The following is a 15,493-nucleotide window of genomic DNA, read 5'->3' on the forward strand; positions in this document are numbered from 1 at the left end:
CTTTTATCTCATCAACTTTTGCCTCATCTGCTTCGTTTTCATTGACAGCAATATCACGCTTATCAAACTCATTTATTTCTGCCATACCGTTTAAGCTCGTTTCCATTTTACTCCCTCACGGGTATCTTTAAGGATAATTCCCTTAGCCAGAAGTTCATCTCTGATCTCATCTGCTCTCGCAAAGTTCTTTGCTTTTCTTGCTTCCTGGCGTTCTGCGATCAGATCTTCAATTTCTTTATCAAGAATTTCTTCTTTCTTCTCTGCTTTCAGACCAAGTACATCGCATAATTTTACCATTGTATCAAGCAGTGCTCCGGCGAATTCTGAGGAGCTTTCCTCGGATACATTTGTGTTGGCAAATTTAACCAGTTCAAAGATTGCAGCCAGTGCGTCCGCAGTGTTGAAGTCATCATCCATTGCTTCTTCGAATTTCTTAACAAACTCCTGAGACTGTGCAAGGAGTTCTTTCTCTGCATCTGTCGCAGCCTCTGTCTGTGCTGCTGCTTTTCTGTCTTTTAAGTTTGCAGCTGCATCTGTGATACGCTCTAACGCATTCTTTGCAGCTTCCATCAGATCTGCGCTGAAGTTCAGCGGGCTTCTGTAATGTGCATTCAGCATGAAGAAACGAAGTACCTGAAGATCATACTGCTCGCTGATCTCACGTACAGTACGGAAGTTTCCAAGAGACTTGGACATTTTTCTGTTATCAATGTTTAAGAATGCATTGTGCATCCAGTATTTTGCAAAAATCTTATCGTTGCAGCATTCACTCTGTGCAATTTCATTTTCATGATGTGGGAAGATCAGGTCCTCACCGCCTGCATGAATATCAATCTCATCTCCGAGATATTTCTTTGCCATAACAGAGCATTCAATATGCCAGCCAGGACGTCCGTCACACCATGGGGATGGCCAGGATGGCTCTCCCTCTTTTTTCGGTTTCCAGAGAACGAAATCTAGCGGATCTTCTTTCTGGTCTTCTCCTGATACCTGCAGAGAGCGGAAACCAGACTGCAGATCATCCAGATTTTTGTGAGAAAGTTTTCCGTATTCTTTGAATTTCTTAACTCTGAAATAAACAGTACCGTCTACTGCCGGATATGCATATCCTTTATCAACCAGAGTCTGGATCATGCTGATCATTCCATCGATTTCCTGTGTTGCCTGTGGATTTGTAGTAGCAGGTTTTACATTCATGCCATCCATATCTTTCCTGCACTCAGCAATATAACGTTCAGAAATCTCCTGAGCACTTACGCCTTCCTCGATTGCTTTCTTGATGATCTTATCATCTACGTCTGTAAAGTTAGAAACATAGTTTACTTCATATCCCTTGTACTCCATGTAACGGCGTACAGTATCGAAGATGATCATTGGACGGGCATTTCCGATATGGATCAGGTTGTAAACAGTCGGACCGCAGACATACATGCGAACCTTTCCCTCTTCAAGAGGTACAAATTCTTCTTTTCTGCGTGTCAGTGTATTAAAAAGTTTCATTCTCTATTCCTCCAGTTTTCCCTATGTTTTATCATTCTATAGAGTTTTTGTTACTGTTCACTCCGTAACACGCTTCGCGAAATAGTGGTGTGTGTACAGTAACGATTTTTTATAAAATCTTATAACAATTACTTTACTTCATTAAGAAGACAAATTGCCTGAGATGCAATTCCTTCTTCTCTTCCTGTAAATCCCAGCTTTTCTTCTGTAGTAGCCTTAATATTCAGCTGAGACTCATCAATTCCCATTGCTTTCGCCATATTTGCCCTCATCTGTGAAATATGAGGTGCCATTTTCGGTTTCTGCGCAATGATCGTTGCATCTATATTTCCAATCTCATAATGATATTCTTTCAATAGCTTCGTTACGTGTTCCAGCAGCAAAATACTGGAAATTCCTTTATATGCAGGATCTGTATCCGGAAAATGTTTTCCGATGTCACCCAGCGCAGCTGCTCCTAAAAGTGCATCCATCACCGCATGGATCAGCACATCGGCATCTGAATGTCCCAGAAGACCTTTCTCCCAGTCAATCTTTACTCCTCCAAGGATCAAATCTCTGTTTTCGGTTAGTCTGTGTACATCATATCCCATTCCAACGCGCATAATCATTCTCCTTTGATTTCCAGCATTTTGCTGAGTCTTAATAAGCTTAATCGTCTTCTTGTATAAGGTGCAAGTCTGAGACTTGGTAAAACAGCTGCTTCATCAAGTCCGATATCATAAACCGTCTTTGCACATCCAGCCTTTTCCAGCATGTGGAACATATCCTGTTCGCTCGGAAGCTCATCTATAATCTCCGCGATTCCACCCAGACAATTCTCCAGATGCTCCGGTGAAATGGATTTCAGAAGTTCCGGTTCATTTTCTTTCTTTATCTCTTCCAGAAATCCTTTACTTCCAAAGGTTTCTTCCAGAAGTTTCTCGTCTTCATTCTCATACAGTTTTGCGTGACATCGTCCCTGCGTAATAGCTGTGGCAATGCGCTTGTACTCCTCCAGTACAAGAAGTGTTGCTACAGAGACTTTCTCCCCATGAAGTGCATTCAGCGGGCCATTGATCACTTCCATATCCCACAGATGTGTCACCTGGTGCTCTGCACAGGATGCCGGTCTTGAATTCCCGATCATCTGCATCGCAAGCCCGGAAAGGATCAATGCATACATCAGCTGTTCACATTCATCTTCCTCGCCCTCTGCAATATCCTGTATGGAAGATCTGACCGTCTTTAAGGCTTTTTCTTCCAGTCTTACAGTTTCCCGGCAAAAATATTCTCCGGTAACCAGATTTGCGATTTTCCAGTCTGCAAGACAGATATATTTTCCCATCAGATCCGAAATTCCCGCATCTGTAAGACGCCGGGGAGCTTTTGAAAAAATATCTGTATCTGCATATACACAGATAGGCGCAATCAACGGCACTGTTTTCTTTATGCCGTCCAGGGTCATGGCAGCCACTGTTGTTACAAATCCATCTCCACTTGCTGCGGTAGGCACTGAAATGAAAGGTACTTTGTATTTGTGTGCAACATAGCGGCTGATATCATGAATCGTTCCTGCCCCTACTGCGAGGATCAGGTCAATATCTTCCTCCATGTTGTTCTCCACAATTCTTATCGCTTTCCGGTCAGCCAAAAGCCCCTCTGCGTCCAGAACTAATACCTGGCATCTGTCATAGATATCCTCCATGATTTCTTCTGTTGCCGCATAGGTATTGGTGTCGCAGATAACCAGCGGAGATATATATTCTTTCAGCATCCCCTCTGACATCTCTTCTTCAAGCTTCTCTACTGCTCCGGCTTCTATCAAAATCTCTTTCACTGCAATCTGGTGTTCCCTGCCGCAGCTGCAAGGTCGGGCAAAATCGTCCGCATCAACTCGCATTTAAATTCTTCCTCCTGACTTTATACAATTGTTTGTTTCAATCCACAGTCGGTAATTTCACAGAATATGACATACAATCACATAGATGACTGTGGCTTGTCACGTGTCAGTGGGGGATACCGATTCCTCTCTGCCCGCCACTGCTGTTAAGTTTCATCGTACATGACATAGTTCTATGGTATTATACATGATTTTCCAGTAAAAATCAATCATTCGCCGCACACAATGCCCTTAAAGATTCAGGTAATTGTAAACGATCTTTGAAATATTCTGGATATTTGTTACTGCTGTACCTTCCGGGCAGTTTTCGGACATGATACACAATATGTATGTTGTCTTTTCTCCGTAAATGATCGCAATATCGTGCTGGTTCTGATCTGTCTCTCCGGTTTTATTTGCTGATTTTATTCCGTCAGGAAGTCCTTCCGGGATTTTCCAGGTGTTTTCCTGATTCGACAGAAGATTAAGCATTTCCTCTGATGCTTCTTTGCTGACGCACTCTCCCTTGAAAATGCTCTCAAGCAGAGCTCCGCAGTCTTTTACAGAAGTCATATTTCTACCGCCAAGACTTTCCTGCGCGGAGGCTGCCGGGTGGAGTGTATGCTGTACACTTGTTTCTGTATATCCCTCTTTTTCCAGATATTTATTGATGTCCTCTGCACCTTTTTTGAAATCAAGTGCATCTGTCTGAAGTTTCACCAGTTCATTACAGGATTCGTTGTCGCTGACAGTGATCATATTCCACAACAGATCATTTAATTTCACATCTACGGTTTTCATATCCGTTGTATTTAATTTCTTCGCCTCATCCGTTCTTACCTGTTCCATATCCTGGTAAGTCTTTGCCATGACAAATGGCTTGATCAGGCTTGCAGAATATAACGGCGTATCGTTAATCAGAAACTCTTTATCCTCGTTGAGATCTTTGACATATACACTCCATGTTCCCTGATATCCTGACAGCAGATTTTCAAGCTGTGGTTTGAGGTTATCGATTCCCAGATCATCCAGATTTATGACTTTACCTGTGTCATCCACTATGAATCCGTCTGTTGTCACTGTATTCTCCTGTACCAAAGCTCCGTTCGCACCGCCGAAATAATAGCTTCCGTCGAAATTCATTTCATAGCAATCCATCTCAAGCGAATGGATTCCCGGCTCTGTTACCATTCTGCCATTTTCATCAAAGTAATAGTAGCCATTTAACGTGATTCCGTCTATTGCCAGATTATCTATATATCTCACCTGGGGGGTTGCCGATAATCGTCCAAGATTATTTACAAAATAGAAACCATCAAATTTCTCTGTTTCCTGCGTTGTCTGTGTATCAGTTGTCTCCTCAGAGGCTGTATTTCTAAATACTGTAACACTCTTCAAATGTTCCATATGCGGACTGCAGGCTTTAAATTTTCCGTCTGCATCATGGTAATAATATCCGTCAAATACCGTTCCATCAATTTCATAGTCCTGAAAATAATGAATCTCTGCCTGATTGCTTTTCGCTCCATTTACATCCAGACAGTAAAATCCGTCACTCTTCATGATATACTTATTACTTCCATCACCTATCGGCTGAATCTGTGCCTGTTCCGTAACAGAAGACATACTTTGCTGTGCAGCCAAAACAGTGCCAGGCAAAGTCGTTGTCATTACAACAGCCCCTGCCAGAGTTCCTGCCAGGATAAAAGTTTTCGTCGTTCGTTTGTTTTTTTTCATGTAAAACTCCTTTTACGGTTGCTTTCCATATCTTTTCGTAACTGTTCACTGCCATCGTCAGATAACAGCTGACAGAATTGTTACATCTCTTTCTTATAGTAAGCAAAGTATATATTGTTTTTTTCAGGATAGCAACATTTTTGTCTTTTTTCCAGTAACACCCTATGCCAGCATAGTTACTGTTTACTTCATTCTCAGTAATACCGTATGTCTCGGGATATTCTGGTTATATGCCTTGTCTGCTTAATGGAGATCATATTCTGACTCTGGTCAGGTTTTTTATTTATCCATACAAACCCTGTTCCAGAATTCTCCAAGCTGCTGTTCCACCGTATTCAGAGTACAGTTTCTGCGGTCAGCCCATTCTGCCGGGAAAAGATTACGATAGTTATGTTCAGCAAAGCGCTCATCCAGCAAAAGTATGATTCCTGTATCCTCCTGAGTTCTTATCACACGTCCTGCTGACTGCAGCACTTTATTCATTCCGGGATATCTGTATGCATAATCAAATCCATCTGCACCTTTTTTATCATAATACTGCCTGAGTATTTCCCGTTCTGTCCCAATCTGGGGCAAACCTGTTCCTACTATAACCGCCCCGATCAGTTTCTCCCCCATCAGATCAATACCTTCCGAAAAAATACCACCCATCACACAAAATCCAACCAGTGTCCCTTCTGATGTAGAAAATTCTTCGATAAATTCCTCTTTTTCCTGTTCATGCATCCCTGATCTCTGAGAGATGCATCGTACCCAGTCCACTGAAAACTCATTCTCATACACCTCCAACACATCTTCCATAAATTTATAAGAAGGAAAAAATACCATATAGTTTCCTTTTTTCGCCCATACTGTTCTTGCAATATATGACGCAATTTTATGATATTCTTCATAACCTCTTCTGGTATAGCGGCTGCTCACATCTCGTCCCGTAAGAATACATCGTTTTTCCTGCTTAAAAGGTGATGGCACATAAATGCCATAATCATCTTTTCTGGTGCTTAAAAGTGTACGGTAATAGTCCATAGGAAGAAGCGTCGCCGAAAAGAAAACCGCGCTCTTCCCCTTTTCCAGACATCTTCCGATACTCGCCGCAGGATTTACGCAGAAAAGCCGCAGTATTACTTTTCCCTGCGTTCCGATTTCTGTATAAATCACATAATTCTCATCCAACAGCTCATCTATATTCAGAAAATCTCTGACACAAAAATAAAAATCCAGGAGCTGTTCCGGAAGCTCTTTTCCGTGAAGTTCTTCCAGAAGCTTGTCCATCTCTCCCATCACCTGTAGCATACTCAGAGAAATCGGTCCGGGATTCTGTAAAATTTCATAATCTCCACAGTCTTTCTCCAACGCCAGCAACTGACGATTTACTTTTTTCAGCGCACGTACAAGTCCCTTACTGTAATCCGCGGCCAGCTTCTTTGCTTCCAGAACATCTGCTCTGTCCACAAAAGCACTGTACATTTCTCTGCCTCTGTCCACCAGATTATGGGCTTCATCAATCAGAAAAATATATCCTCCCGAGGTACCTTCGCCAAAAAATCTCTTCAGATACACATTTGGATCAAATACATAATTATAATCGCAGATTACCGCATCCACCCATATTGCGAGATCAAGACATAGTTCAAACGGACATACCTGCCATTTCTTTGCATATTCAAGAATCCTCTCTCTGTCATAGCAGTCCTGTGTCGTCCACAATTCATAGACTGCATCATTAATTCTGTCCAGATGTCCTCTCGCCCAGAGACAATTCTCCGGATTGCATTCTGTTTTGTCACAGAAACATAGTTTTTCCTTCGCAGTGATAGTGATCACTTTAAACTTCAATCCATGTTCCTTTAATATTAAAAACGCTTCTTCTGCCACTGTTCTGGTGATCGTCTTTGCTGTCAGGTAGAAAATGTTTTCTCCCAGTCCGGCACCGACTGCTCTTACCGCCGGAAAAATCGTGGACATGGTTTTCCCTACCCCCGTAGGCGCCTGTATAAAAATCTGCCGTTCTGCTGATATCGTATGATACACACTGGATACGATCTTTCGCTGACCTTCTCTGTATTCAAACGGAAACTCCAGCCCTTCCATGGATTCATTCCGCTCTTTTTTCCATGCCAGCTGATACGAAATCCATTTATGATATCTGTCCAGAAGTTCCTGATACCAGTCTTTAAGTTCCTCCAAAGTAAATTCTTCTCTGAAATACTTGAGTTCCTCTGTATCCAGATTTCCGTATGTCATCTGAACACCGATTTTCTCTAATTGCTGTTCTCTGGCATAGATCCAGGCATAGCACATGGCCTGGGCACGATGTACTTCCACTGGTTTCTCAAGCTGGCTGACATCTGCATAGACACCTTTGATCTCGTCAATGAAATATTGCTCATCCTCTGTGAATATCCCGTCAGCTCTGCCTTCTACCGCAATACTTACATCATCATATTCCGTCGTATATTTAAGCGAAACTTCTGCCCTGTAATGACTTCCCATCTGGCTTTGTATCTTCCTGTGAAGTCTGCTGCCTTTCAGCATCGCTTCTTTATCCGCAGAGCCTCTGCGGTTATCGAGGTCACCGCTTCTTAATATAAATTCCACCAGATTTCTGACCGAAATACGAACCACCGGCTTATCCATGTCTGCCCCCTATATCTTAAGAGTTACTGTTCACTCCATTCTTAATAATCTCTAAAATCTATTTTCATTCACCATTCAACTTATCGATTCATCAAATGCACGATCTTTTAAAGATAATACACGATTATAGCACATCTTCTCAACACATGAAACGAAAAAGCCGCCAGAAATCTTTATACAGATTCCTGACGGCCTGTTATTTTCTTTATCTTTTATCTATCTTAATCTTCCGATGTACTGACAAGCTGATTCCTGAAATAATCTTATTGATACATGAACCTTAGCTCCACGATTCTATATAATAGAAATTACATCTGAGTAAGTACAAAGATATCATAGATTGCTTTTACAGCAGTTTCAAAATCTCTGTTCTCCACACCGATAATGATATTCAGTTCACTGGAACCCTGGTCGATCATCTTCACATTTACATTTGCATGGGCAAGTGCTGAGAAGATTCTTCCTGCTGTACCTCTGGTGGATTTCATACCACGTCCTACAACAGCGATCAGTGCAAGGTCAGATTCCATTTCTACGAAATCCGGCTGTACTGCACGATGAATTCCGGCAATTACCTGCTGTTCCTTTTCTTCGAATTCATCCTGATGTACATATACAGTCATTGTATCGATTCCTGATGGAACATGCTCAAAGCTGATTCCCTGATCTTCGAATACCTGAAGTACCTTACGTCCGAAACCAACCTCACTGTTCATCATGGATTTCTCAATATTGATAGAACAGAATCCCTTCTTACCTGCAATACCTGTAATTGTAAATTTCGGCTTCTTGCATGTACTCTCAACAATAAAAGTACCCTTGTCTTCCGGTCTGTTTGTGTTTTTGATATTGATTGGAATTCCCTCTTTACGAACCGGGAAGATCGCATCTTCATGAAGAACAGTTGCACCCATATAAGAAAGCTCTCTGAGTTCTCTGTAGGTAATGCTCTCGATCACTTCCGGATTTTTAACAATACGTGGGTCTGTTACCAAGAAACCGGAAACATCTGTCCAGTTTTCATAAAGGTCTGCCTTGATAGCCTTTGCCACAAGAGAACCGGTCACATCAGAACCTCCTCTGGAGAAAGTTTTAACTTTTCCATCTTCACCAGCGCCATAAAATCCAGGGATAACGGCACGTTCACATTTTGCCAGCTTTTTGGACAGAAGTCTGTCTGTCTTCTCGGCGTCCAGATTTCCGTTCTTATCAAAACGGATCACATCTGCTGCATCAACAAATTCATAACCCAGATATGCTGCCATCACCTTACCATTGAGAAATTCTCCTCTTGATGCTGCATAATCTGTGCCTGCCTGTGCCTTGAAATCAGCTTCGATCTGAACAAATTCGTCTTCCAGAGAAAGATCAAGGTTCAGTCCGCGGATGATCTCATAATATCTTCCCTTGATTTCCTGCAGGATCGGTATGAAATCTTCCCCTTCAACTGCAGTATTATAACATTTATAAAGTAAATCTGTAACCTTTGTATCTCCGTCAAATCTCTTTCCGGGAGCGGACGGAACCACATAACGTCTGCTCTCATCACTTCTGATGATCTCCCCTACTTTCTGAAACTGTTCTGCATTTGCCAGAGAACTTCCTCCGAATTTAACAATTTTCTTCATTTTTCCTGCTCCTCATATGTCACTAAATATTTTCAGACCGATCTCCCATCAGTCTTTGTCACTCTACCAACATAAAGTCTGTTTAATATTGTATTGAATAAACGCCAATTTTGCAAGCCTTTCTTACAGAAATATCCGAAAATGGTTATTTTCCACAATCTGCCGAAGATTCCTGCTGTTTTTTTACAAATTCTGTCACATTATAAACACGAAGGATATCTCCATCCACCCGAAAATGAATATCCTTCTCTCCAAAAGGCATTCCGTAAGACCGTTCCGGATCATTCTGATAAGCAGGACGGGGATCATCTGCAAGAACTGCGATCAGAGCCTCTCTGCTTTCCCCTGGTATTCTTTCCAGAAGCTCCTGGGGAAATTCTACATTCAGATGATGATCTTTGGAATATTCGGTAAAACTTCCTGTTGCTTCCGGATGGCAGTCTGCATAAGGAATATACGGTTTAATATCGAAAATCGGTGTTCCATTCATCAGATCTGCACCTTCTATATAGAGTACAGGGCTGTCCGGCTCATCCAGAGCTGCTTTTTCAAGCTTCACGCAGGATAATCCTATGGAATTGGGACGAAAGGGAGATCTTGTGGCAAAAACTCCTTTTCTCACATTTCCCCCAAGTCTGGGCGGGCGGACAGTCGGTGACCACTTTGTCCTCTTTGCCTCCGAAAACTCCCAGATCAGCCAGATATGACTAAACTCCTCCAGGCCACGGCAGGCATCCACATTACGATATTCCGGCTCGAATACTATTCTCGCTTTAAGCGCCCCTACACGTCCACTCTGCCTGGGAATACCGAATTTGGTCGGGAAATCATTTTCTATATGTGCGATTGGAACCATTGTATTATTCTCCTTTTTACCTTTTGATAAAACAATAGCCCGGAAAAATAACTCTCCGGGCTATTATTGTTATTTCTTCTGTGCAAAATATTCTTTCGTAAGTGTAATGGCAGTTCCTGAAAGCAGAAATACACCAATTAAGTTGGGGATTGACATGAGACCGTTGAATGTCTCAGCAATGCTCCAGAGAAGCCCCAGATCTACAGTTGCGCCAAGGATTGCTACTAATGAATATGCGATCATAAATGGGCGGATAACTTTTGCAGAGAATAAGAATTCAATGCAGCGTGCTCCGTAAAGTCCCCATCCGATAATCGTTGAGAATGCAAAGCAGCACATGGCAACTGCCGTAAAGATGGAAACCCAGCCTCCGTATGTAGAAGTAAATCCGGAAATTGTAAGTTCTGCACCTGCCGCTGCACCGTAATTTACCGGCACGCCGCTTACAAGGATTACAAGTGCTGTCAGAGTACAGATCACGATCGTATCTGCAAATACCTCAAAAATACCAAACATACCCTGTTTTACAGGCTTGCTTGTATCCGCACAGGCATGAGCGATAGAGCCTGTACCAAGTCCGGCTTCATTGGAGAAAATACCTCTGGAAACACCCTTTTTCATACTGAGGAAAAAGCTTCCGATCACACCGCCTGTCACTGCTGACGGATTAAAGGCTCCATAAACAATATCACGGAAAACTGCCGGAACTCTTCCGATATTTAAGATTACAACACCCAATGCAAGTACAATATAAAACAATGCCATAAACGGCACCAGCTTCTCGGAAACACTTCCGATTCGCTTGATACCGCCCAGCAGTACCATACCAACCAGCAGCGTGATCACAATTCCAAGAATCAGATTCAGTCTGCCTATGGAAGACTCTGAGATCACATTGAAGTTAATAAGAGCTGTATCAATTGCTGTTGTAATGGTATTTACCTGAGTAGCATTACCTGTTCCAAATACAGTCAGTACACCGAATGCAGAATAAAGAACTGCAAGAAATCTCCAATTCTTTCCCAATCCGTTCTTAATATAATACATAGGTCCGCCTACATAATCTCCATGTCTGTTTCTCTCACGGAAATGAACTGCCAGGGTAACCTCTGTAAATTTCGTGCACATTCCAAGGAGCGCGGAAACCCACATCCAGAATACAGCTCCCGGACCACCGATAGCAATAGCTCCGGCAACACCGGCGATATTTCCAGTACCTACTGTACCTGCCAGTGCAGTACAGACTGCCTGGAAAGGTGTCATGGAACCGTCAGAGGCCTCTTTTTTCTTAAAAATTCTTCCTAGTGTGGTTTTAAGCGCATACGGGAATTTGCGGATCTGGACAAAACCAGTCCGCAGGCTCAGATAAAGCCCTACGCCGATAATACAGATCATAGCCGGGACACCCCAGATAAAATTATTTACGACGTTATTGATGGATTCAATTGTCTGAAGCATGTTAAACAAACCTTTCTTTCGTGTAATAGTAGTATTTTAGCACTTTTTTCGCCGTATGTACAGAAAAAATTCTATTAAGATAAAGCATTAAAGCACAATAAGTTAACAGCGCAAACAGATACGATCAGCCGCTCCACTGCTTGCCATACCCATATCACTACTTCACAGTTTGAGCAAAAGTCAAAATAACGTATAAATTTGTCATAATTTCAGTAGCATTTCCCCACCCAAACCTCTATTATTGTAGATAGAAAATCAAGGAAAACACCTGTGTATTTTCCAACAGTACTTAAACGCTTCAGTTATTACTTTAACATTTTTCAATCTAAGGAGGATATGACAAAATGATTCAGAAATATACTTACGGAACCCCGTTTGAAACCGATGCCATCGTAACTTCCATCCCGGCTTCTGAGGGAACTCCTGCATACGGAACTATCTCCACAGAGAACAGCTTCTCTTTTACTTATGACATGGATGACAACGATGTTGTCTATGGTCTGGGCGAATCAAACCGCGGAATCAACAAACGTGGATATGTTTATGAAAGCAACTGTTCCGACCAGCCAAACCATACAGAAGATAAAATCTCCCTCTATGGAGCACACAACTTCATCGTAATCTCCGGAAAGCAGACTTTCGGTCTCTTCGTTGATTATCCCGGAAAACTGAAGTTTGATATCGGTTACACACTCTCTTCCCAGTTAAAGATCACCTGCGAGGATGCAGACCTTTATCTGTATGTGATCGAGGGCGAAACTCCTTACGATATTGTAAAACAGTTCCGTAAAATCATCGGAAGAAGCTATATTCCGCCTAAATTCGCTTTTGGTTTCGGTCAGAGCCGCTGGGGATATACAACTGCTGACGACTTCAGAAAAGCAGCTGACGGATATCGTGAAAACAATATTCCGATTGATATGGTATACATGGATATCGATTACATGGAAGACTACAAAGATTTCACAGTCAATCAGGAAAACTTCCCTGACTTCGAAGCCTATGTCAATGAAATGAAAGAAAAAGGCATCCACCTTGTTCCAATCATCGATGCAGGTGTCAAGGTAGAGGCTGGCTATGATGTTTATGAAGAAGGCGTTGAGAAGAACTACTTCTGCAAACGTGAAGACGGCAGTGATTTCGTTTCCGCTGTATGGCCGGGCTGGACTCATTTCCCGGATGTCCTGAACGCAGATGCCAGAGCATGGTTCGGACAGAAATATGAACGTCTCATTTCCAAAGGAATCGACGGTTTCTGGAATGACATGAACGAGCCTGCAATGTTCTGCACACCGGAAGGCGTTGCTGAATTAAAAGAATACATCAAAGATAACTTCATGGACAAGGAAGAAGCACCTGGATTCGTTCTCAGTGCAAAGGTAGAAGGACTTGCAAATAATCCGGAAGATTACAAACGCTTCTATCACAATGTAAACGGTCAGAAAATCCGCCACGACAAAGTACATAACCTGTTTGGCTATAACATGACCCGTGCAGCAGGTGAAGCCTTTGAAAAAATCGCACCTGGCAAACGTTTCCTGATGTTCTCACGTTCCTCCTATGTGGGAATGCACAGATACGGCGGAATCTGGATGGGAGACAATAAATCCTGGTGGTCACACATCCTTCTGAACTTAAAGATGCTTCCATCCCTGAATATGTGCGGTTTCCTTTACACAGGTGCAGATCTGGGCGGATTCGGCGCAGATACCACACGTGACCTGGTACTTCGCTGGCTGGCACTGGGTGTATTCACACCTCTTATGAGAAACCACTCCGCTCTGGGAACCAGAGAACAGGAAGCTTACCAGTTTGAAAATATCGAAGACTTCCGTCATGTGATCGGTGTCAGATATCGCCTTGTTCCATATCTGTACAGTGAATACATGAAAGCTGCATTAAACGATGACATGATGTTCCGCCCATTGGCATTCGACTACACAGAGGATGCATTCGCAACTCAGGTAGAAGATCAGCTTCTTCTCGGAAACGAAATCATGATCGCACCTGTTTATACACAGAATGCAAAAGGCCGCTATGTATATCTGCCGGAAGAAATGATGTTCGTAAAATTCCTGCCGGATGGAACCATCTCTCAGGAAATCCTTGAAAAAGGACATCACTATGTAGAAGTTGCCCTGAATGAAGTTCCGCTGTTTATTCGCAAAGGAAAAGCAATCCCGGTTGCTGATGTTGCGCAGACAGTAAAAGACATTGATCCGGCTACTATCCGCATGATCGGATATGAGGGAGCTGAATATGAACGTTATGATGATGACGGAGTAAGTGCTCTGTAATTTAACCAAATCAATCAGATTTATCTGCCTCAATTGCAGGAATTACCAGACAGCAGTTAGAATTGAACGAGATGTCACCTCATAAAAAATAAAAAGAAACAGTCACATGCATCTGATGAATATTGAGATATTCACTCAAGTATGTGACTGTTTTCTTTTACATTGTTATTCTTTGTCTTTATTTGCCAAAACAATATAACGGTAAATTTCTGTAAACGGAATCTCTTTTTCTCTGCTCAACTGTGCGACGCTCTCATATTCTGGATAAAGCTGCTCTTTTCCATTCAAAGTGCATACCTTTGCCAGAACTTCTCCCCATGGAGTCGGAAGGGTTCTCGTTTCTCTGGGAAGAATCGTACGTTCCATTATGCTATAACGAATTCCAATCGTAGTAGTTTCTTCAAAAATAATATTCTGAAGCGTTTCCATATCTTCTTCCTTACAGATCACATTCAGAACCCATGCAGGTCTGTTCTTTTTCATAAAAACAGGCACATAATGCACATCTCTGGCACCGGCTTTCATCAGACGTTCCATCACAAATCCCAGAACTTCTCCACTGCAGTCATCAATGTTTGTCTCCATCTTGATAATCGTATCTTTGGTTTCCTGATTTTCAGCTTTCGGATTATTTCTGATTTCCGGGTTTTTGAATTCTTCTGTCTGAGCCTTTTCTTCATCTATTTCTGCGCTCTGTGAGATAATCATTGCCCTTAAGATCCCAGGACATTCATACTGGCGTTTACCTGCACCGATTCCAATCTTCTGGATTTCAAATGTTTCCGGAAGTTTATCCTTTGTTTTCACTGCTGCCACTATCGCTGCACCTGTAGGCGTTACAAGTTCACCTTCTACCTCTGTCATTTTCAGATATAAATGATTAGCACTTACTATATTTGCAACTGCCGGAACCGGGATTGGCAGGATGCCATGCTGACAACGGACAGTTCCACGTCCCTCGCAGAGAACAGGAACGATCACCTCTGTAACATCCAGATTATCCAGGCAGACTGCCACAGACACAATATCCACAATAGAGTCCACTGCTCCCACCTCATGAAAATGCACCTGATCCACAGGCACATTGTGTGCTTTACTCTCTGCCTCTGCAAGAATTTCAAATATACGCAATGCGATCTTCTTTGCATTCTCAGTCATTGCGCTATGCTCTATAATATAGGTAATTTCTTTTATTCCACGGTGTTCGTGATGGTGATGGTCTTGCGCTGTTCCTGTGCCATGGGCGTGATTGCACTCACGACCTTCATGATGATGTCCATGCAGATATTCCATATCATGGTCATGATTTTCATGCTCTTTATCCAGCACAACATCAAAATCACATGCATCTATTCCGGACTTTACAACTCTGCTGATCTTTGTCTCAAATCCTGATACCTTAAGACTCTTCAGCACCCTGTCCAGCACTGAGCGGTCAGCCCCCAGATCAAGAAGAGCCGCAACCGTCATATCACCACTTATCCCTGAATAACATTCCAGATATAATGTTTTTCCCATA

Annotated in this window: 10 protein-coding genes; 1 reads left to right on the forward strand and 9 read right to left on the reverse strand. The window is 42.4% G+C overall.

What is annotated here, in order from left to right; translation table 11 throughout:
• Window positions 1-90 precede the first annotated feature (90 nt).
• The 8 genes from cysS to ACTNC0_RS12760 form a co-directional block, all read right to left on the reverse strand.
• Window positions 91-1,500, reverse strand: a complete 1,410-nt coding sequence (cysS, locus tag ACTNC0_RS12725; RefSeq protein WP_441087668.1) for a cysteine--tRNA ligase — start codon at window positions 1,498-1,500, stop codon at window positions 91-93.
• A gap of 128 nt (window positions 1,501-1,628) precedes the next feature.
• Window positions 1,629-2,105, reverse strand: a complete 477-nt coding sequence (gene ispF, locus ACTNC0_RS12730; RefSeq protein ID WP_441087669.1) for a 2-C-methyl-D-erythritol 2,4-cyclodiphosphate synthase — start codon at window positions 2,103-2,105, stop codon at window positions 1,629-1,631.
• Window positions 2,106-2,107: 2 nt separating this feature from the next.
• Window positions 2,108-3,382, reverse strand: coding sequence for a sn-glycerol-1-phosphate dehydrogenase (locus ACTNC0_RS12735; protein WP_441087670.1), 1,275 nt, complete (start codon window positions 3,380-3,382; stop codon window positions 2,108-2,110).
• 231 nt (window positions 3,383-3,613) lie between these two features.
• Window positions 3,614-5,098 (reverse strand): serine hydrolase, encoded by a 1,485-nt coding sequence (locus ACTNC0_RS12740; RefSeq protein ID WP_441087671.1) that lies wholly within the window; start codon window positions 5,096-5,098, stop codon window positions 3,614-3,616.
• A gap of 279 nt (window positions 5,099-5,377) precedes the next feature.
• Complete coding sequence (locus ACTNC0_RS12745) at window positions 5,378-7,735, reverse strand: ATP-dependent DNA helicase (RefSeq protein ID WP_441087672.1); 2,358 nt, start codon at window positions 7,733-7,735, stop codon at window positions 5,378-5,380.
• A gap of 308 nt (window positions 7,736-8,043) precedes the next feature.
• Window positions 8,044-9,363 (reverse strand): aspartate kinase, encoded by a 1,320-nt coding sequence (locus ACTNC0_RS12750; RefSeq protein WP_118137075.1) that lies wholly within the window; start codon window positions 9,361-9,363, stop codon window positions 8,044-8,046.
• A gap of 145 nt (window positions 9,364-9,508) precedes the next feature.
• Entirely contained in the window at window positions 9,509-10,219 is a 711-nt protein-coding gene (gene tsaA / locus ACTNC0_RS12755; protein WP_441087673.1) for a tRNA (N6-threonylcarbamoyladenosine(37)-N6)-methyltransferase TrmO, read from the reverse strand.
• Window positions 10,220-10,288: 69 nt separating this feature from the next.
• Window positions 10,289-11,677 (reverse strand): alanine/glycine:cation symporter family protein, encoded by a 1,389-nt coding sequence (locus ACTNC0_RS12760; RefSeq protein WP_441087675.1) that lies wholly within the window; start codon window positions 11,675-11,677, stop codon window positions 10,289-10,291.
• A 344-nt stretch (window positions 11,678-12,021) separates the two neighbouring features.
• On the opposite strand from ACTNC0_RS12760, the gene ACTNC0_RS12765 reads away from it, so the two are divergent.
• Complete coding sequence (locus ACTNC0_RS12765) at window positions 12,022-13,974, forward strand: glycoside hydrolase family 31 protein (protein ID WP_441087676.1); 1,953 nt, start codon at window positions 12,022-12,024, stop codon at window positions 13,972-13,974.
• Between the two features lie 165 nt (window positions 13,975-14,139).
• Here the strand turns inward: ACTNC0_RS12765 and larC are convergent, their stop codons facing one another.
• On the reverse strand, window positions 14,140-15,492 hold the full coding sequence (gene larC, locus ACTNC0_RS12770; protein ID WP_441087677.1) for a nickel pincer cofactor biosynthesis protein LarC: 1,353 nt from the start codon (window positions 15,490-15,492) through the stop codon (window positions 14,140-14,142).
• Window position 15,493: the final 1 nt, after the last annotated feature.

Source organism: Blautia sp. HCP3S3_B11 (assembly GCF_052064435.1).
GTDB lineage: Bacteria > Bacillota > Clostridia > Lachnospirales > Lachnospiraceae > Blautia_A.

Coding starts and splice junctions, on each gene's coding strand:
- cysS (WP_441087668.1), bottom strand. CDS start 1,500: ATGAAACTTTTTAATACACTGACACGCAGAAAAGAAGAATTTGTACCT.
- ispF (WP_441087669.1), bottom strand. CDS start 2,105: ATGCGCGTTGGAATGGGATATGATGTACACAGACTAACCGAAAACAGA.
- ACTNC0_RS12735 (WP_441087670.1), bottom strand. CDS start 3,382: ATGCGAGTTGATGCGGACGATTTTGCCCGACCTTGCAGCTGCGGCAGG.
- ACTNC0_RS12740 (WP_441087671.1), bottom strand. CDS start 5,098: ATGAAAAAAAACAAACGAACGACGAAAACTTTTATCCTGGCAGGAACT.
- ACTNC0_RS12745 (WP_441087672.1), bottom strand. CDS start 7,735: ATGGATAAGCCGGTGGTTCGTATTTCGGTCAGAAATCTGGTGGAATTT.
- ACTNC0_RS12750 (WP_118137075.1), bottom strand. CDS start 9,363: ATGAAGAAAATTGTTAAATTCGGAGGAAGTTCTCTGGCAAATGCAGAA.
- tsaA (WP_441087673.1), bottom strand. CDS start 10,219: ATGGTTCCAATCGCACATATAGAAAATGATTTCCCGACCAAATTCGGT.
- ACTNC0_RS12760 (WP_441087675.1), bottom strand. CDS start 11,677: ATGCTTCAGACAATTGAATCCATCAATAACGTCGTAAATAATTTTATC.
- ACTNC0_RS12765 (WP_441087676.1), top strand. CDS start 12,022: ATGATTCAGAAATATACTTACGGAACCCCGTTTGAAACCGATGCCATC.
- larC (WP_441087677.1), bottom strand. CDS start 15,492: ATGGGAAAAACATTATATCTGGAATGTTATTCAGGGATAAGTGGTGAT.